This window comes from Bacillus sp. LNXM65, assembly GCF_002998575.1.
GTDB lineage: Bacteria > Bacillota > Bacilli > Bacillales > Bacillaceae > Bacillus.
In genome coordinates this window covers 75495-93702 of sequence record NZ_PVRB01000007.1, presented here as the reverse complement: position 1 = coordinate 93702, position 18208 = coordinate 75495, and the positions used below count along the sequence as shown (strand labels likewise).

Sequence of the window (18208 nt, the reverse complement as noted above, 5' to 3'; positions counted from 1 at the left end):
CCTGCATTAATGAACATTAAAATATCGAGCTTCAGGATGAGAAACGACGATTGCTGAAACAGATGCTTCAGGTTCCATCATGAACCCTTCTGTCAGATGGATGCCAATTTTTTCAGGCTGAAGCAGCTTGAACAGCTTTTCTTGGTCTTCAAGATTTGGACAAGCGGGATAACCAAAGGAATAGCGCTGCCCTTGATATTTTGCCTGAAATCGTTTTTCCATTGTGAAATCGACTGGGTCAGGGAAGCCCCATTTGTCACGAATCACTTGGTGGGTTCTTTCGGCTAATCCTTCTGCAAGCTCAAGCGCCAGAGCTTGGACCGCATGCATTTTTAAATAATCTCCTTCTTGCTTAAATTGCTGCGCAACTTCACGTATACGCGCACCAGCTGTGACGGCAAATAAGGCAATATAATCCTTCTCGTTTTCGCCGCTTTTCCGCACATAATCAGAAATAGAGCGGTACGGAAGCTTCTCCTGTCTTGGGAATTGGAACGTTTCAAGGATACGGTCAGGCGCTGCGGGATCATAAATACGCAGATCATTTCCGTTTGAACTGGCAGGGAAAAATTGATAAACAAATGCAGGCGCAAACCAGTTTTTCTCTCTGCCTTCGTTTAGAAGGTCTGTGACAAGCTGCTTTAATTCCAATGCTTTTGGATGCTGGTTAGCTAACAATGTTTTGACCTTTCCTTTTAATCCAAGGTGGTGACCAATGAGCATTTGTTCATTCACATAAGGCATAATGTGATGCAAATCGATGTCCCGCACATAATGACGTGCCATAGTCTCTGGCGTAAAAATAGGTGCCTGCGGGAGTGCCGCACGTTTTTCTAGTAATTCAATGACAGCTTGTGGCTGCTTTGCTTCTTTCTCTTTGAAAGGTGCCACAGGCTCTTCTCCGGACTTTGTTTGAAACTGAAGAGGATTCGCTTTTAACTCATTGGCTAAAGATAAGCCGTCCATGGCATCTTTTGCATAAAGAACCGGTCCGTCATAATGAGGCGAAATCTTCATTTTCGTAAATTTCCGAGAAAGTGCAGCGCCGCCGACCAAAATGGGCACGGAAATATTCGCTTTTTGTAAATCCTGAGCGGTGAGTACCATTTGCTGAGCTGATTTCACAAGCAATCCTGATAATCCAATCATATCTGGTTTTTCCTTTTGCACAGCTTCGATCAATGTTTGAGGTGTCACCTTGATGCCGAGATCGACCACTTGAAAGCCATTATTGCTCAAAATGATGTCGACAAGGTTTTTCCCGATATCATGAACATCTCCTTTTACAGTTGCAAGTAGAATCTTACCTTTCCCGCTTGCATGCTGCTTTTCCATATATTGCTCGAGATACGATACAGATGCCTTCATCACCTCTGCCGATTGAAGCACTTCCGCCACAATCAGCTCGTTTTGATTAAAAAGACGTCCAACCTCAGCCATTCCCTGCATTAACGGACCATTGATGATATGAAGTGGTGATTCAAATTGCTCTAGAGCAAGAGATAAATCATCGATAAGTCCTTCTTTTGTTCCTTCGACGACGTAGAGTGCCAGTCTTTCATCAAGTGATAAGGAGACCTTTGGTTTTTTCTCCGTTTTCTTTTTGCCTCGGTAAAATTGGGTGAATTCAGCAAGTGTTTGATCATTTGTTTCATAGAGCAGCGTTTCAGCCAGCTTGATTTCTTCCTTTGGAATGGAAGCGAAGCGTTCAAGCTTTTCCGTATTCACAATGGCGTAGTCAAGTCCTGCTTGGACGCAGTGGTACAAGTAGACGGCATTCAAGATTTCTCTGCCAAGAGGCGGGAGTCCGAAAGACACGTTGCTGATGCCTAAAATCGTCAGGCACTCAGGCAGATTTTCCTTGATCATTTTGATGCCTTTGATCGTTTCTTCGGCAGCCCCAATATACTGCTCATCTCCAGTGCCTACTGGAAAGACAAGTGGATCAAAAATGATGTCACTTGCGGGAATTCCATATTTCTTCGTTAATAGATCATGAGAGCGTACGGCAATCTCGAGCTTTCGTTCTGCTGTTACGGCCATCCCTGTTTCATCGATCGTGCCGACAACAAGTGCACCGCCGTACAGCTTCACAAGAGGGAAAATTTCTTCAAACCGTTCTTCGCCATCCTCAAGGTTAATGGAATTGATGATGGCTTTCCCTTGGGAATACGTGAGCGCCTTTTCAATCACGTGTTTATCTGTTGAATCAATGACAAAAGGGGCTTTGACTATTTTCATGGCCTCTTGTAAAAAGCCTTCCATGTCAGCTGCCTCGTCACGGTCTGGATCAGCGAGACACACATCAATCACGTGAGCGCCGTTTTTTACCTGTGCGCGAGCAATTTCTGACGCTTCTTCAAATTTTTGTTCCGCAATGAGTCGTTTGAACTTGCGTGAACCAATAACATTGGTCCGTTCTCCTACAAAAAGAGGACGCATTGATTCCTCATACATAAGGGGCTCAATTCCTGATACGGTATGCTGAGACGATTCATGCGCGATGTGACGCGGCTGAATCGTGCGTACTTCATCTGACAAAGCTTGAATATGTGCAGGTGTTGTTCCGCAGCAGCCGCCAACAATATTTAACCAGCCCTCCTTCGCAAAAGCGGCGATTTTTTTAGCAAGAGAAACAGGGGATTCGTGATATTGACCTTCTTCATCTGGAAGACCAGCATTTGGATAGCAGCTAACCGCTGACTTGGCGATGGAGGAGAGCGTGCGGATATGGTCTGTCATAAATTCAGGACCAGTCGCACAGTTAAGGCCGACACTAATTGGTTTCATATGTTCAAGAGAGATATAAAAGGCTTCAATATCCTGACCAGCAAGGGTGGTTCCCATTGGTTCAATTGTACCTGATACCATGAGTGGTAATTGAATGCCTGCCTGCTGAAAGGCTTCCTGAATGCCTTTGAATCCAGCTTTTACATTCAGCATGTCTTGGCTTGTTTCTAAAAGAAGGGCATCACATTTGCCATCAATCAGGGCGTGGGCCTGCTCTTTGTAGTTTGCGACGAGTTCATCGAAGGTTGTGCCGCCTGTCACAGATAATGTTTTTGTTGTGGGTCCCATTGCGCCTACAACAAATCGAGGCTGCTCCGGCGTGGAGTAACGGTCAGCTTCGTCCTTTGCCAGCTGGGCAGCCCGTACATTGAGTTCATAGGCAAGGTGGCCAAGCCCGTATTCATCAAGGACGAGCTTTGTAGCCCCGAATGTATTTGTTTCAATGAGATCGGCACTTGCATCAAGGTATTCCCTATGAATCGTGCGGATGATGTGAGGGGCTGTTACATTCAAATACTCGTTACAGCCCTCATACTCTTCTCCGCCAAAGTCTTCTGCTGTGAGATTGGCATTTTGAATCATGGTCCCCATTGCACCATCAAGGACGAGGATGCGTTTCTTTAGCTGTTCAGTGATAGTTGACATGGATGTTTGACTCCTTTTCTTTCTGATGAATGTAGGTGGTCAGTTCTGCTGTTAAATCTGATCGAAGGAAAGGGGTAATTAAATAAATGCCATTAAACAATTCACAGGCTGTATCTAATAAAGAGCGGGCAATCGCTAAGCCTTCTGCTCGCTGCTTTTCCTTATCCTCGCCAGCCTTGGCCATAATGTCACGAATGGAATCAGATAATTTGATGCCTGGAATTTCATGATGAATAAACTCTGCATTTCGGCTGCTTGTTAACGGCATAATGCCAATATAAATCGGTTTATCCAAATGACGGCTCTCCTCATGAATTTTCACAAGCTGTTCCTCAGAATAAACAGGCTGTGAAATAAAATAATCAGCGCCGTATTCGATTTTTTTCTCAAGACGTTTGACCGCTTTATCAATGTGACGAACATTCGGGTTAAACGCGCCAGCTACTGAAAAATTGGTCTTTTTACCAAGCGGCTTCCCTGAGAAAGAAAGACCTTCGTTAAACTGCTTGATCAGCCGGATCAAATCAAAGGAGGTTAAATCATAAACCGACGTTGCACCTGGGAAATCTCCAATCTTAGAAGGATCGCCTGTAATGGCTAAAATATCAGTTAAACCAAGTGTGTCGAGACCCATCAAATGGGATTGAAGCCCAATCAAATTACGATCACGGCACGTAATATGGACAAGTGAACGCATATCAAGCTGCTGTTTCAATAATGCGCCGCAAGCCACATTGCTAATGCGCGGGGTCGCAAGAGAATTATCAGCTAATGTCAAGGCATCAATGCCTGCATTCTTTAACTCATTTGCCGCGACGAGAAATTTTTCGAAGTTCAGCTTCTTCGGCGGATCAAGTTCTACAATAATCGTCCGTTTTTCCGCAACCAGCTCATCAAGACCTGGTTCAGTCCGCTGATCTTGAATCGAAATGATTTCTTCTTTTAATACTTTCACTTCTTTTTCAGTGATCGGCGCTAAATCCTTGACCGCTTCAGCCATTGCGTGAATATGCTGAGGCGTTGTTCCGCAGCAGCCACCGATAATACGTGCGCCTTGATTTCTAAATTCAAGTGCACTTTTTCGAAAATAATCGTTATCTGTATCATAGACGAGTCTGCCTTCTTCAAGAGAGGGAAGACTGCTGTTAGGATAGACTGATAAATGGGAATTTTCTAAAATCGGTACGCCTTCGAGTGCCTGAATCATATGATAAGGGCCTAGCCTGCAGTTGATGCCGACGACATCTGCGCCAAGAGAGGACAATTCAGATAAACCATCCTTGAGCGGGGTTCCATCCTGCAAAACACCTTGTTCATGCATGGAGACGTTCATGACAATCGGGAGAGTCGTTTCTTTGCGTGCAATTTGGAGAACGGCCTTCGCTTCTTCCATGTCATAGTACGTTTCTAGCAATAATCCGTCAGGCTGTTCATTTAATAGAATGTACAACTGCTCTCTAAAGCTTCGTTTAATTTCTTCAATAGAGTAGGCATTTTTGTTAAATGTTCGAATGCCGCCGATCGTTCCGAGTACATAAGCGGAGCCTGCGGCTGCTTTTGCGATTTGTACGGCCTTTGTATTGATGCGCTTCGTTTCTTCCTCTAAGCCGTAGCGGGATAGTTTAATATAATTCGCACCGTACGTATTTGTTTGGATGATGTCAGCACCAGCCTGCACATATGCCTCATGCACGCGCTTTACTTCCTCTTCTTTCGATAAATTTAATTCTTCAAAGCAGCGGTCAATGCCGTAAGAGTATAAAAGTGTTCCCATTGCACCGTCAGCAATCAGTACGCGGTTTTGTAAGTCTTGTAATAGGCCCATTGGTTTCCTCCTTATTTCTATGTAACAAAAAAAGCCTTCTGATAAGAAGAAGACTTTTTGGCTGTATCGTAATTCTTCTCCTTATCTTCCAAGCAGTTGCTTGCTGGATTTAGCACCTTGGTCATAGAAAATATATTTCTACTACACCGGTTGCTGAGGCTTCACAGGGCCAGTCCCTCTGCCTCTCTTGATAAGAAAGTGATATGAACATGTCAATGAATTGAACTTCCATCAACTGTATCGAAAAAATCGAAAATAATCAATGGAAAATTTGAAATTTATCGAAAATTTATAAATTGAACGTCAATCGGTAAATCTGCCTTGCGCATAAGTGAAATAACCTCTTGTAAATCATCTTTATTTTTCCCTGTTACACGCACTTGGTCATCTTGAAACTGTGACTTCACTTTGATGCCGGATTGCTTAATGAGTGCATTGATCTTTTTGGCGTTGTCTTGATCAATCCCGCTGATCAGCTTCGCGCGCTGGCGTACTGTTCCGCCAAGGGCATGCTCGGTTTTTCCGTAGTCGATGTTTTTGGTAGGAACATCTCGTTTGATCAGCTTTGTCACAAGCACATCTTTTAGCTGCTCCAGCTTAAAGTCATCATCAGAGATGAGAACAAGCTCTTCTTTTTCAAGAGAAATATCACTTTTACTTCCTTTAAAATCATAACGGTTTTTAATTTCTTTCAGCGCTGCTTGAACAGCGTTTTGCACCTCTGGCAGTTCAACCTTCGATACAATGTCAAATGAGCTTTCTTTTGCCATAACACATGACCTCCATGTATAGATATTGCGTCTATTTTATCATGCAAATAGGAGAAGAAGAAACTTTATCGAAGAGACGAGTCAAAGAGTTCAGCCGGCAGCGGTATAAATCGTGTCCAGTTTGTCCACTTTAGCTAACAGAACTAGAGATGTTCATGTGAGGAGAAGTATAGTAGAATAAAGTGAATCAAAAGATGAACGAACGCTCTTTTATGGGCAGATAGGAAGGAAGAGAACATGAGACCAGGTGAGCAACTGACCTTGCAAATAGAGAACGAGATGGAATACGGCTACTTTTTGACAGATGGTGAAGATTCGGTCCTCTTGCACCGCAGTGAGATGACAGAGGATATTGGTGACCGAGATGAAGTAGAGGTCTACTTATATGTAGATCATGAAGAAAGACTGGCTGCCACGATGAAAATACCTACAATCAATGCGCATACATATGGCTGGGTAGAAGTCGTAGACGTGGTAGAAGACATGGGCGCATTTGTCGATGTCGGGCTGTCAAAGGATGCACTTGTTGCAACAGAACACCTCCCGCCTTTTGAGGAAGCATGGCCAAAAAAAGGAGACAAACTCTACTGTATGCTGAAAGTCACAAGCTACGGCAGAATGTTCGCAAAGCCAGCGACTGAAGATGTGATCAGTGAATTGTTTACTGAGGCACCTGAAACCTTAATGAACAAAGAAATCACTGGTACCATTTATCGCTTAATTGCGACAGGCTCTTTTATGCTGACAGATACAGGCGTGCGTGGGTTTATCCACCGTACGGAACGAAAGGAAGAACCAAGATTAGGATCGACCGTGACAGGACGTGTCATTGCAGTGAAAGAGGATGGAACCGTGAACGTTTCTCTGCTTCCTAGAAAACAGGAAGCGTTATCTGTCGATGCAGAAGAAATCTTAACCTATATGAGAACGAGAAATGGTGCCATGCCTTATGGGGACAAAAGTGATCCAGAAGACATCCGCGAAAGATTCCAAATGAGCAAGGCAGCCTTTAAACGAGCATTAGGTCATTTGATGAAAAATGACTTAATCTACCAAAAAGAGGGCTGGACATACGAGAAAAAATGAGCAGCGTGAAAACAAACCCTGACTTCAAGGGTTTTCATATCACACTGAAAAGAAGAAAAAGGGATAAAATCATCATGATTTTATCCCTTTTTTTATATTTGTTATAAATAATGGGTTTTTTCAGTGAAAAAAGTCATGAAAAAAGCTGAAAAACCTTCACTTAATCATTGAAACAACGCCTCTCAAATCCGATAAGAAAGGAGTAAGGATGATAAAAGGAGTGTGTGTGTGGATGAAAGTGAAAATTTCATTGCTTCTGGTGGCAGCCCTGCTTATGGTGCTCGCCGCATGCAGCAATCAGCAAGGGAAACCACCGGCATCAAATGCGAAGCATATTGGCGTTATGCTCACAGATGATGGTCTTGGTGATCAATCATTTAATGATTCATCATTTAAAGGATTAGAAAAAGCACGTGATGACCTAGGGATTGAATTTGATTATAGAGAAATTGCAGAAACCGATACATATGAAAAAGGACTGACCGAGCTCGTAAAAGATGGCAATGACCTCGTCATCGGAGTAGGCTTCAGTATGCAAGAAGATTTAGAAAAAGTCGCAAAGAAATATCCGAAGAAGCAGTTCCTTCTCATCGATGCCATATCTGAGCTGAAAAATGTGACCTCCGTGACGTTTAAAGAAGAGCAAGGCAGCTATTTAGCGGGCGCACTTGCTGCCATGACAACGAAAAGTGATGTCATTGGATTTGTTGGCGGTGTCGATGCGGATTTGATCCATCGTTTTGAAAAAGGGTTCCAAAAAGGCGCTAAATCAGTAAATCCGAACATCAAGATCTTATCCACCTATGCTAATACGTTTAGTGATGCGGGCAAAGGCAGTAAAATAGCCAAAGGCATGATCAAAAAGAAAGCTGACGTTTTATATGCCGCAGCTGGCTATACAGGTGTCGGTGTATTAAAAGAAGCGCAAGCGCAGGGCAAATATGCCATTGGTGTAGATAGTGATCAGTACTACACCGCTGAAAAAGCGGTAATTTCGTCCATGGTAAAAAAAGTCGATGAAGTGGTCTATCAATTCAGCGAACAGCTCGTCAAGAACAATCAAATCAAAAATGGGCATGTTATCTACGACTTAAGCAATGACGGAATCGATATGGCAAGAATTCGGGTGCTGAAGAATGCTGAGACATTGACCAAAAAAGTAAATGAACTGAAGCAGAAACTTCTAAAAGAAGAGGGGGACGCATCATGAGCTTGCGCATCAAAATTTTACTCAACTCACTCGTCTCACTTCTTTTAGCAGTTGGCGTAATCGCCTTTATCATTGTCAGTATGACAAAGATCCAATCATCAAATGAAACAGAAGTTCAAACCTTATTAAACGTTCAAAAAACAAAAGCAAGCTTTGAAAGTGTTGAACAAGCCATGACCAATTATTCAATGACACTTTCTGATGAACAGCTAGAAGTTGTTCAAACCGATATTTCTACAGCAAAAAAACAGCTGCAAACGTTAAACAAACATGCAGGAAATATCAACAAAGATGCACTAACAAGGTTAAATACAAAATATGATACGTGGACCAAGGAAGCGAATGGTGCCATTGGTGAAAAAAATGCATCAGATGCAAGACGGGTCGCTGCAAGAATTGATGGTGTTTTAAACGACGTCCATACAATGAATAAAAGAGCAGAAGAAGCGTATAAACAAAATCAAGAGAATACATCTGATAATGTGCAATGGATCATCACCAGTGCACTCGTTGCAGCCCTCACACTAATTGTCATTGCTGTCTTTTTAAATATTGGGTTAACAAGATCCATCGTGACCCCTATCAAATCACTATCCTACCGAGCGAAGCAGATCGCAGAAGGCAACCTTGCTGTCGAACGGATGGACATTCAGCGCAAGGATGAAATCGGCGGCTTGAATGAATCCTTTAATCAAATGACAGATCAGCTGATTAGTCTGATTAAAGAAATCAGCAATGTCTCAAGTCAAGTAGAGACATTCTCGATCCAGTTAGATGATGAAAATAAAAAGCTGATGGAATCTGCAAATCAAGTATCTGTCTCGACAGACGAAATGGCAAATGGGTCACAAGCCATTTCAGAGGATCTCCAGCATGGCGTCAGTTTGATTGAAAAGATGGATCAGCATGGACGTAAAAATTCTGAACGTTCACAAACAGTCATCCAAAGTACTGAGGATGCCATAGAAGCAGTGGAAAGTGGAAAGCACACGTTAACAGAAACAAAAACGGCGATTGAAAAAAATACACATGCCACAAGGCAAATCGAGCAGTCAGCAGGAGAATTCACGCAATACGCCAGCGGCATCTCGGCCATGGCCAAAACTGTTTCTGACATTGCGGATCAGACAAACTTACTTTCGCTAAATGCGGCGATTGAAGCGGCAAGAGCAGGTGAAGCTGGAAAAGGCTTTGCTGTTGTTGCAGATGAAATTCGTAAGCTTGCCGATGAATCATCTAACGCTACAAGACAAATCTTTGATATGGTCAGTCATATTGAAAGAGGCATTCAATCCATTAGTCAAACTGTCAAAGAAGGAGTCAAGCTTTCACTTCAACAGCAGGATGCGATGGACAAAACCTCACACTCCTTTGAAGATATAGAAACAAAAGCGCAGCACATTAAACAAGAAATGGCTGTCTTAAATGACCAAATTGTTCAATCAACAGAGCTTGGCGGACAAGTGCTGAACTCGATTGAAAATATTAGTGCGGTTGTAGAAGAAACAGCAGCTGGCAGCGAAGAAATTTCTGCCTCTGCCAATGAACAGCTGCAATCATTCCATCAAATGAACAAACAGGTAGAAGAACTGATGAGTATGACGGCAAGGTTAAATGAAACCGTCCATCGGTTTAAACTTTCATAAGTCATAAGAAAAGCACCCTTCCCGTGATGTGTCAGGGAAGGGTGCTTTTTATGATGGTTTGCCTGTAAAGAAGATGGCAAGCGTGCCTGGGCCTGAATGGGACCCAACAGCCGCGCCGACAATCTGAATATCAATTTCTTTTGGATGAAATTCGGCTTCAATCAATTGTCTCATGTCTTCTGCAAGTGCAGGATCATCACCATGACTAATGCCCACCGTTTGATTTGGCCAATCCGTTCCACGTTCTTTCATCAGTTCAATAATGCGTTTCAACAGCTTTTTACGTCCGCGGATTTTCTCAAGTGGTATGAGCTTTCCATCCTCGACGTGTAAAATGGGCTTAATGCTTAATAAACCGCCAACAAATGCGGACGCTTTACTGATTCTTCCGCCTCTTGCTAAATACGATAAATCGTCTACAGTAAAAATATGTTGTAAAGATTCGCAAAAATGCTTTACAGACGTTTCAATTTCTTGTATTGTATTTCCGTCAATGGCAAGTGATTGAGCGTGTTTGACAGCAAGCCCATAGCCGAGTGAAGCACATTTAGAATCAATGATTCGCAAATCAAAATCAGGGTATTCTTCCTTCACTTCGTTTGCCATCATCACAGCTGTTTGGTATGTACCGGAAAGCTCTGATGAAAAGGCAACATAGATTGCAGATGTATGGGTTTGTGCGACAGAAACAAAGGCTTCTTTGATTCGGTTTGGTGAAGCTTGTGACGTTTTTGGGCTGGCACCTTGTCTCATCGCATCAAATACTTGTTTTGGTTCAATGGTGATCAAATCTTCAAATTCCTGCTCGCCAAGTAACACACGCAGCGGAATGAGCGTCATGTTATGTTCATCATAATAAGAAAGAGGCAGATCAGCAGCACTGTCTGCTATGATATGAACAGTCATCAAAATCCCTTCTTTCTAAAAATATCAGCCATATTTTACATCTTTTTAGCCTAACTATATCACAGAAATCATCTTTTCGTGTTCAAATTCTAAATTTTAGGGAAAACCATAGAGAGAATGGTAAGTGGAGGAATGACAATATGTTCATTGGAGAAGCAAAAAAACTCATTGTCGTCGTCATTGGTGCACTGCTCAATGCGATTGGACTGAACTTATTCTTAATCCCAGCTGATGTATACGCGAGCGGGTTTACAGGGGTAGCCCAGCTGTTATCCAGCTTAATGGATCAATATGCGCCATTTTATATATCAACAGGGATCCTATTATTTATTTTAAATATTCCAGTCGGCATTTTAGGCTGGATGAAAGTTGGCCGTTCCTTTACGTTATACAGCATCATCAGTGTTGCACTGACGACCATTTTCCTCGGCATCTTACCAGAAACGAGTGTTTCACAGGATATATTACTAAATGCTGTGTTTGGCGGCGTCATATCTGCACTCGGGATTGGGATCACCCTCAAATACGGGGCATCAACAGGAGGGCTCGACATCCTTGCCATGATCTTAGCGAAGTGGAAGGATAAACCAGTCGGCACATATTTCTTCATTTTAAATGGAATCATCATCTTTACAGCAGGATTATTACAAGGTTGGGAGAAAGCATTATATACCCTTGTCACATTATATGTGACCACAAGGGTCATTGATGCCATCCATACAAGACATGAGAAGCTGACCGCGATGATTGTGACGAAGAAAGCTGATGAAATCAAAGAAGCCATTTATGGAAAAATGGTCAGGGGCATTACGACTGTACCTGCAAAAGGAGCTTTTACCAACGAGCAAAAAGAAATGATGGTGATCGTCATTACAAGGTATGAGCTGTATGAACTTGAACAAATTATTAAAGAAGTCGATCCAAAAGCCTTTACAAATATTGTGCAAACAACCAATATTCTTGGATTTTTCAGACGAGATTAAAAGGTGGGTAGCAAATGAAAAAAGGGTTGGTGCTTCTTCTCGTTTTATTGATTTTAGCCGCTTGTGGACAACAAAAAAAGGATGAACCAGACAAGGAGGTATCCGGTCAAATGGGAGAAAAAACGGTTGTACTCACAGTAGACCCCGTCCAGAAAGGTTCTTCGGTTCAATTTAACATGTCGCTGAAAAATGAATCAGATCGAGATATTGAATTTACTTTTAACACAAGCCAGAAATTCGAGCTCAGTGTGTATGACGAAAACGGAAATGAACAATACCGCTATTCGAAAGACCGTATGTTCACACAGGCCATCCAATCTTTTGTACTGAAGAAAGGCGAAGCCTATGATTTTCAAGATACGTGGTCAAACGGTGTCAAGCCGGGAATGTATGAAGCGGTCGTCACATTTAAAGGAAAAGCAGAAGGGCTGAAGCAAATCACGGAAAAGAAAACGTTCCAAGGTAAATAAGTGCTTCCTGCTTCATGAGAATCAGAAAAAGCTGTCCAATGGTGGACAGCTTTTTTTATGTTAGAGATCATCGAGCAAGTCTTGGAAGGTATGCAGCTGGTTTCTTTCTGCATCTGTCGAATTGGCAAATGCAGAAGATACGGCATTTTTGGCTCGTTTGACCGTCTGTTGACGCTCTAACCCAGATGAAAATGAAGAAGTAAGGGCTTCTTCAGTAAATGATTTGGCTTGATCAAAAAGTTCGTTTCTCACAATGAACCTCCAGAAGCATCAGTCTTCATATTTCCCCTGTCCGCCGCCGCTTCTTCAAGTGTCGAACGATAAGGAAAACGTGCGTCATGCAGACTGACTGAATCTTTACCTTGTTGTATAAAGCGTTTCGATTTGCTTCTTTTACCCATTCGGAATCCGCCCCTTTACACAAGCTGACAGGACAACCTGTCTAACGGTAGTATGCCCGCTTCCTTCGGTTATGTATGAATGGAAAAATTAAAGCGAGAAGTAATTCGTTAGAAACTTTGCAATCCCATCTTGTTCGTTCGTATCAGTGACTTCATTTGAAACACGTTTCACCGCATCGATTCCATTGCCCATTGCCACGCCGCATCCAGCAAATTCAAGCATTTCTAAATCATTGTCTTCATCTCCGAATGCCACAATCCGCTCCTGTGGAACGCCGTAATAATCACTGATCTTTTGCAGTCCAACGGCCTTATTCATGCCTGTTTTAATGATTTCAATCACGTGCCACGGAGCAGCCCACCGCCGATGATCAATCACTTCTGCATGAACATCTGATAAATAGCTTCGAATGGCTCCGACGTCCTCTTCTTTTGCATGGATTAACACGCTCGTCACATTTTCTCCAAGGTTGTCCCGAAGGTCTCCCACGGTGACTTTATTTGCATTCATATTAAATATATCAATGAGCTTCTCATCATGGTAATGGAAATACAAATCATCTAACACTTCAGCTAGCACATTGTGCACTTTGTACTCCTCACTAATGTCTACAAGCTGTTTAACGACTTGGAGATCAAGTGACGTATGAAATCTGCCCCATTTTTCATCAAGAGGATGATGGACAAACGCTCCATTAAAATTCACAATGGGTGAATCAAGCTGTAATTGCTGATAATAAGGAGAGCTGGAACGAAATGGCCGGCCGGTTGAAATACAGACATGATGCCCGCTGTCTTTCACTTTTTGAATGACGTCAAGCGTGTGTGTAGAGATGGTTTTATCATCTTTTAATAACGTGCCATCCAGGTCAAGTGCGATTAGATAAGGTTTAGTCTCCATAAAATCTCCTTTGATCTGTAAGTGATAGGAGGCAGTTCGTGCGGCGCCTCTACCTATAGTGTATCTTTATCACATCTTTGTTGTCTACATGTTAAAATAAACAAAGACGGGAATGATAAAGGAGGATTCATAGGCTGTGATCACCATTGATGAGCAAACTGAACACGATATTCCATTTTTACATATCGTAAAAGCTGAAAATAAAGACAAACCGCTTCCGCTTGTATTTTTCATACACGGATTTACAAGTGCACGTGAGCACAACTTACACTTCGCCTTTCATTTGGCGGAAAAAGGCATGAGAGTGATTTTGCCTGACTGTGCTTATCATGGTGTAAGATCAGAAAACCTCAGCTTAGAGGAACTGGCATCAAAGTTCTGGGAAATTGTCCTGAACGAAATACGTGAAATCGATATACTCAAAACATACTTTCAAGAAAAACAATTGATTGAAGCCGATCTGATAGGTGTTGCGGGTACTTCCATGGGCGGCATCACCACCTTTGGTGCACTGGCCAAGCATGATTGGATTAAAGCAGCAGTCAGCTTGATGGGCAGTCCGAAATATACGACATTTCTACAAGCACAAATCATGGACATGCGGCACAAAGGGTTGATGAAAGAGATTACAGACGAAGAGGTTCATCAGCAATTAGACGCCCTGCGCCCTTATGATTTAACGCTGCAAACGGATCGATTAAACAAAAGACCACTGTTATTCTGGCATGCAGAAAACGATCCAGTTGTCCCTTACCGGCATGCAAAGGCTCTTTATGACGAGTTAGCAGCAACCCAATATAAAGAAGACCCGCACCTGATTCGTTTTATCACAGACGGACAAGCTGGCCATAAGGTCTCAAGACAAGCAATGTTTGAAACGATTGACTGGTTTGTGACACATCTGAAAAGCACAAACGTTTAGTCAAAGGAAAAAGTACGTTATACTAATGGAAAAGGAGTGGATATCATGGATGAAGCATTGAAAGAAAATATTTTAGGCGCCCTAGAACAGGTGATTGACCCTGAGCTGAATGTCGACATCGTCAACCTTGGACTTGTCTATGATGTCGATCTTGATGAGAATGGAAAAGCGGATGTCACCATGACCTTAACATCAATGGGCTGTCCTCTTGCACCAATTATCGTGGATGAAGTCAAAAAAGCATTAAGTGATCTTCCAGAAGTAAAAGAAACAGAAGTTCACATCGTATGGAATCCGCCTTGGACACGAGACAAAATGTCAAGATACGCAAAAATCGCGCTCGGTATTCAATAAGCAAAAATGAAAATGCCTGGTATGAGTTGAACTCATGCCAGGTTTTTTTTATGAAAAAATAAGGTGGAGGAAGAGAACGTATTGATATAATGGGTGTAATATAACAGATCGGAGCCTCATAATGAAACGAAAATGGTTATGGATTGTTCTTTTAGTGGGATACGCTGCTGCATTTTTTGCATCAATCACCATTCGTGAGGAGCAAGCACACAAAAGCCAAGATCTTGAAGCCTTTACAGATGTCAGTCATCTTATGCCTGTCAAAATAAAAAAAGTCGTTCAAGGAAAAGAAATAGACACTTTAAAAGAAGTATTAAAAGAAGCGAAAGCAAAAAACCTGCCGATATCCATTGCAGGGAAACAGCATAGCATGGGTGGCCACACGTATTATGAAAATGGCATCGTGCTTGATATGACCAAATTCCGTCAGATTTTAGCATTTGATGAAAAAAAGAAAACCATCCGTGTCCAAAGCGGCGCTACATGGGATGATATACAAACTTATGTGAACCCCTACGGTCTTGCCGTGAAGGTCATGCAATCACAGAATATCTTCACGATTGGCGGTTCTCTCAGTGCAAACGCACACGGACGTGACATTCGCTACGGATCACTCATTGACACGGTTCGTTCCTTTAGGCTGCTAAAGGCAGATGGGGAGATCGTTACAGTGAAGCCAGGCGATGATTTGTTTACAGCCGTGATTGGCGGATATGGTTTGTTCGGCGTGATTTTAGATGTTGAGCTTTCGCTAACGAGAGATGAATTATACAAAATGGAGACAACCTCTCTTGATTATCGTGAATACACCGATTATTTTCAAAAGCATGTCAAACACAATAAAGAAGTACGCATGCATCTCGCAAGAATCTCAACAGCGAAAACAAACTTTTTGAAGGAGATGTATGTAACGAACTATTCCCTCTCAACTCATCAAGAGCTCGAACCATACCGAGAGCTAAAGGAAGATCAGCTCGTCATGCCATTGAAATTTATGCTCGGCCTTTCAAGAAGATTTGATATGGGGAAAGATCTGCTCTGGAATTTGCAAAAAAAGTATTTCCAAAGTCAAAATGATCAGCTGATCACAAGAAACAATGTGATGCGTTCAGATTCTGCTTTTTTAGAATATGAAAATGAGTCAGACACAGATGTGCTTCAGGAATATTTCGTCCCAGTTGACCGCTTTCGTGCGTATATCGATGAAATGAGAGATTTTTTACAACAGGAAGAATTGAATTTAATGAACATCACGATACGCTACGTACAAAAAAATGAAAAAGCGGATCTCTCATATGCGAAAGAAGATATGTTTGCCCTTGTTCTTTTAGTGAATTGTGGTTTTGAGAAAGAAGAGAAGGCAGAAGCAGAGCGGATCATCCGGCAAATGACAGATATCACGCTGCGGCACCATGGAAGCTATTACTTACCGTACATGCCTTATCAAACGAAGGCACAAATGAAGCGGGCGTATCCTAAAACCGATGTATTCTTCCAAAAGAAAAAGCAAGCAGATCCAGATGGCAGGTTTATCAATTACTTTTATGAAAGGTACAATACACAATGAATGCAAAAGCAATGAAATGGTTCGTCTACTCACAAAGCCTGCTGTTTTTCGCCAGCAGTTTGATTTTCCCTTTTTACATTCTTTTTATTAAAAATGTTGGTTCAAGCTATTCACAGTTTGGTCTTGCCTATGGCCTCTTTGGTTTAAGCGGAGCGTTTATTCATTTACTCTTAGGGAAACTACCCGAAACTACTGACAGGCGTCTCTTTTTAATCATTCATTCGTTCGGTATGGCGTTTCTTTTACTGCTATTTCCGCATATAACAGAAGTGGAGCAAGTGTATATGATTCAGCTTGCACTTGGTGCGTTAGGCGGCTTTCAAAAACACGGGGAGAAACTGCTCGTCACGGAACTGACAACAGGTAATAAAAGAATGAAGGAGGTTGGCCACTATCATTTTTGGACAGCTCTTTTTTCATCCATCGCGATTATGCTTGGCGGTCTGTTTGCTGATTTCTTTACCGTTCATTTCATTTTTTATGCAAGCTCCATATTATATTTATGCAGTGCGCTCATGGTCATCTATATCAAAAACGAAAGATAAATCCGCATGTCTCATGAAGATATGCGGATTTTTTGTTGAAAAAAAATGAAAACAAATATTAAATATACAATTGAATTAATTTTTATACATGTTATAATGTTAAATAATTTCACAAAGATCAAGAGGGTGTATTGACGTTGAAAATAGGTATTATAGGTGCTACAGGGTACGGTGGTGCGGAATTGGTTCGTATCTTCAAGCATCATCCACATGTGGAGGAATGTATATTGTATTCATCAAGTGGTGATGGGCAATTATACAGTCAATCTTATCCGCATCTGACAACTATTACTGATCAAACATTAAAAGCCATTGATCCAGCTTCCATTGTGCGAGAAACAGATGCTGTGTTTTTAGCGACACCAGCAGGCGTATCAAGTGAACTTTCGCCGAAGCTCATGAATCAAGGAGTGCCCATTATTGATTTATCAGGTGATTTGCGCATTCAAGATGGCGCAACCTATGAAGCTTGGTATAAACGAAGGGCAGCTGATCAAGCATCTGTTCAACAAGCTGTGTACGGATTATCTGAATTAAATCGTGAAACAATTGAGCAGGCTGAAGTTATTGCAAACCCAGGGTGCTTTCCTACCGCAGTTCTTCTCGGTTTAGCACCGCTGATGAAACAGAATCTAATCGATGAATCTATGATCATAATAGATGCAAAAACAGGCGTGTCCGGTGCAGGACGATCTGCCTCACTTGGAACACATTTTTCAGAGCTAAACGACAATTTCAAAATTTATAAGGTAAATGAACATCAACATACACCTGAAATAGAGCAAATATTAAGAGAATGGAATCCGCAAACGGCGAACATCACATTTTCAACGCATCTTGTCCCGATGACAAGGGGGATTATGGCGACGATGTATACACAGCTGAAATCAGATATCACAAAAGAGGAATTGATGAAGCATATGAAAGGCTTTTATGAAGATTCCTATTTTGTCAGAGTGAGAGATCACGGCGTGTATCCGCAAACAAGGGAAGTCTACGGCAGTAATTTCTGTGACATTGGCTTTCATTTAGATGAACGTACAGGCAGACTCACGATTGTGTCTGTGATCGACAATCTCATGAAAGGCGCAGCCGGCCAAGCGGTTCAAAACTTCAACATCATCAAAGGCTTAGATGAAGAGGCGGGCCTCACAATGACACCTCTCTATCCATAAGAACAGGGGAGA

17 protein-coding genes and 1 riboswitch are annotated in these 18208 nt (G+C 42.1%); of the genes, 10 read left to right on the top strand and 7 right to left on the bottom strand.

Going from position 1 to position 18208, the window contains the following annotated elements:
* Positions 1-6 precede the first annotated feature (6 nt).
* From metH to C6Y03_RS14480, 3 genes are all read right to left on the bottom strand, one after another.
* Complete coding sequence (gene metH, locus C6Y03_RS14490) at positions 7-3435, bottom strand: methionine synthase (RefSeq protein ID WP_106039536.1); 3429 nt, start codon at positions 3433-3435, stop codon at positions 7-9.
* Positions 3419-5260, bottom strand: a complete 1842-nt coding sequence (locus C6Y03_RS14485; protein ID WP_106039535.1) for a bifunctional homocysteine S-methyltransferase/methylenetetrahydrofolate reductase — start codon at positions 5258-5260, stop codon at positions 3419-3421. The genes metH and C6Y03_RS14485 overlap by 17 nt, the downstream gene beginning before the upstream one ends.
* A gap of 78 nt (positions 5261-5338) precedes the next feature.
* A riboswitch (SAM riboswitch) is annotated at positions 5339-5457 on the bottom strand.
* Positions 5458-5538: 81 nt separating this feature from the next.
* Positions 5539-6030, bottom strand: coding sequence for a YajQ family cyclic di-GMP-binding protein (locus C6Y03_RS14480; protein WP_034663377.1), 492 nt, complete (start codon positions 6028-6030; stop codon positions 5539-5541).
* 237 nt (positions 6031-6267) lie between these two features.
* Here C6Y03_RS14480 and C6Y03_RS14475 point away from each other — a divergent pair, with 237 nt between their 5' ends.
* The 3 genes from C6Y03_RS14475 (at position 6268) to C6Y03_RS14465 (ending at position 9972) form a co-directional block, all read left to right on the top strand.
* Positions 6268-7116: a CvfB family protein gene (locus C6Y03_RS14475; protein ID WP_066031051.1), complete on the top strand. Its 849-nt coding sequence runs from the start codon at positions 6268-6270 to the stop codon at positions 7114-7116.
* 232 nt (positions 7117-7348) lie between these two features.
* Positions 7349-8326 (top strand): BMP family lipoprotein, encoded by a 978-nt coding sequence (locus tag C6Y03_RS14470; RefSeq protein WP_106031491.1) that lies wholly within the window; start codon positions 7349-7351, stop codon positions 8324-8326.
* Positions 8323-9972 carry a methyl-accepting chemotaxis protein gene (locus C6Y03_RS14465; RefSeq protein ID WP_106039534.1) on the top strand — a complete coding sequence of 550 codons (1650 nt, stop codon included), beginning with the start codon at positions 8323-8325 and terminating at the stop codon, positions 9970-9972. Before C6Y03_RS14470 ends, C6Y03_RS14465 begins: the two co-directional genes overlap by 4 nt.
* 48 nt (positions 9973-10020) lie before the next feature.
* Here the strand turns inward: C6Y03_RS14465 and C6Y03_RS14460 are convergent, their stop codons facing one another.
* Positions 10021-10878, bottom strand: coding sequence for a DegV family protein (locus tag C6Y03_RS14460; RefSeq protein WP_034663363.1), 858 nt, complete (start codon positions 10876-10878; stop codon positions 10021-10023).
* Between the two features lie 140 nt (positions 10879-11018).
* On the opposite strand from C6Y03_RS14460, the gene C6Y03_RS14455 reads away from it, so the two are divergent.
* Both C6Y03_RS14455 and C6Y03_RS14450 read left to right on the top strand, forming a co-directional pair.
* Positions 11019-11861, top strand: a complete 843-nt coding sequence (locus tag C6Y03_RS14455) for a YitT family protein (protein ID WP_034663360.1) — start codon at positions 11019-11021, stop codon at positions 11859-11861.
* A 14-nt stretch (positions 11862-11875) separates the two neighbouring features.
* The gene (locus C6Y03_RS14450; protein ID WP_106039533.1) at positions 11876-12331 is read left to right on the top strand and encodes a BsuPI-related putative proteinase inhibitor; all 456 of its coding nucleotides are present in this window, start codon (positions 11876-11878) and stop codon (positions 12329-12331) included.
* A gap of 60 nt (positions 12332-12391) precedes the next feature.
* Here the strand turns inward: C6Y03_RS14450 and C6Y03_RS14445 are convergent, their stop codons facing one another.
* From C6Y03_RS14445 to C6Y03_RS14435, 3 genes are all read right to left on the bottom strand, one after another.
* Complete coding sequence (locus C6Y03_RS14445) at positions 12392-12583, bottom strand: DUF3813 domain-containing protein (protein WP_106039532.1); 192 nt, start codon at positions 12581-12583, stop codon at positions 12392-12394.
* Positions 12580-12732: a hypothetical protein gene (locus C6Y03_RS14440; RefSeq protein ID WP_034663354.1), complete on the bottom strand. Its 153-nt coding sequence runs from the start codon at positions 12730-12732 to the stop codon at positions 12580-12582. Before C6Y03_RS14440 ends, C6Y03_RS14445 begins: the two co-directional genes overlap by 4 nt.
* A gap of 88 nt (positions 12733-12820) precedes the next feature.
* Positions 12821-13633: a Cof-type HAD-IIB family hydrolase gene (locus C6Y03_RS14435; RefSeq protein WP_012009535.1), complete on the bottom strand. Its 813-nt coding sequence runs from the start codon at positions 13631-13633 to the stop codon at positions 12821-12823.
* A gap of 136 nt (positions 13634-13769) precedes the next feature.
* Between C6Y03_RS14435 and C6Y03_RS14430 the strand changes: the two genes are divergently transcribed.
* The 5 genes from C6Y03_RS14430 (at position 13770) to argC (ending at position 18196) form a co-directional block, all read left to right on the top strand.
* On the top strand, positions 13770-14555 hold the full coding sequence (locus C6Y03_RS14430; protein ID WP_060595985.1) for an alpha/beta fold hydrolase: 786 nt from the start codon (positions 13770-13772) through the stop codon (positions 14553-14555).
* 45 nt (positions 14556-14600) lie between these two features.
* On the top strand, positions 14601-14909 hold the full coding sequence (locus tag C6Y03_RS14425) for a metal-sulfur cluster assembly factor (RefSeq protein WP_060595986.1): 309 nt from the start codon (positions 14601-14603) through the stop codon (positions 14907-14909).
* A gap of 121 nt (positions 14910-15030) precedes the next feature.
* Complete coding sequence (locus C6Y03_RS14420) at positions 15031-16476, top strand: FAD-binding oxidoreductase (protein WP_060595987.1); 1446 nt, start codon at positions 15031-15033, stop codon at positions 16474-16476.
* Positions 16473-17021: an MFS transporter gene (locus C6Y03_RS14415; protein ID WP_034663338.1), complete on the top strand. Its 549-nt coding sequence runs from the start codon at positions 16473-16475 to the stop codon at positions 17019-17021. The genes C6Y03_RS14420 and C6Y03_RS14415 overlap by 4 nt, the downstream gene beginning before the upstream one ends.
* A 137-nt stretch (positions 17022-17158) precedes the next feature.
* The gene (gene argC / locus C6Y03_RS14410; protein ID WP_060595988.1) at positions 17159-18196 is read left to right on the top strand and encodes an N-acetyl-gamma-glutamyl-phosphate reductase; all 1038 of its coding nucleotides are present in this window, start codon (positions 17159-17161) and stop codon (positions 18194-18196) included.
* Positions 18197-18208: the final 12 nt, after the last annotated feature.

Excerpts from the sequence above, each read along its gene's own strand:
- C6Y03_RS14415 (WP_034663338.1), top strand. The coding sequence starts at position 16,473 with ATGAATGCAAAAGCAATGAAATGGTTCGTCTACTCACAAAGCCTGCTG.
- C6Y03_RS14435 (WP_012009535.1), bottom strand. The coding sequence starts at position 13,633 with ATGGAGACTAAACCTTATCTAATCGCACTTGACCTGGATGGCACGTTA.
- C6Y03_RS14440 (WP_034663354.1), bottom strand. The coding sequence starts at position 12,732 with ATGGGTAAAAGAAGCAAATCGAAACGCTTTATACAACAAGGTAAAGAT.
- C6Y03_RS14450 (WP_106039533.1), top strand. The coding sequence starts at position 11,876 with ATGAAAAAAGGGTTGGTGCTTCTTCTCGTTTTATTGATTTTAGCCGCT.
- metH (WP_106039536.1), bottom strand. The coding sequence starts at position 3,435 with ATGTCAACTATCACTGAACAGCTAAAGAAACGCATCCTCGTCCTTGAT.
- C6Y03_RS14470 (WP_106031491.1), top strand. The coding sequence starts at position 7,349 with ATGAAAGTGAAAATTTCATTGCTTCTGGTGGCAGCCCTGCTTATGGTG.
- C6Y03_RS14420 (WP_060595987.1), top strand. The coding sequence starts at position 15,031 with ATGAAACGAAAATGGTTATGGATTGTTCTTTTAGTGGGATACGCTGCT.
- C6Y03_RS14475 (WP_066031051.1), top strand. The coding sequence starts at position 6,268 with ATGAGACCAGGTGAGCAACTGACCTTGCAAATAGAGAACGAGATGGAA.
- C6Y03_RS14460 (WP_034663363.1), bottom strand. The coding sequence starts at position 10,878 with ATGACTGTTCATATCATAGCAGACAGTGCTGCTGATCTGCCTCTTTCT.
- C6Y03_RS14455 (WP_034663360.1), top strand. The coding sequence starts at position 11,019 with ATGTTCATTGGAGAAGCAAAAAAACTCATTGTCGTCGTCATTGGTGCA.
- C6Y03_RS14465 (WP_106039534.1), top strand. The coding sequence starts at position 8,323 with ATGAGCTTGCGCATCAAAATTTTACTCAACTCACTCGTCTCACTTCTT.
- C6Y03_RS14480 (WP_034663377.1), bottom strand. The coding sequence starts at position 6,030 with ATGGCAAAAGAAAGCTCATTTGACATTGTATCGAAGGTTGAACTGCCA.
- C6Y03_RS14425 (WP_060595986.1), top strand. The coding sequence starts at position 14,601 with ATGGATGAAGCATTGAAAGAAAATATTTTAGGCGCCCTAGAACAGGTG.
- C6Y03_RS14485 (WP_106039535.1), bottom strand. The coding sequence starts at position 5,260 with ATGGGCCTATTACAAGACTTACAAAACCGCGTACTGATTGCTGACGGT.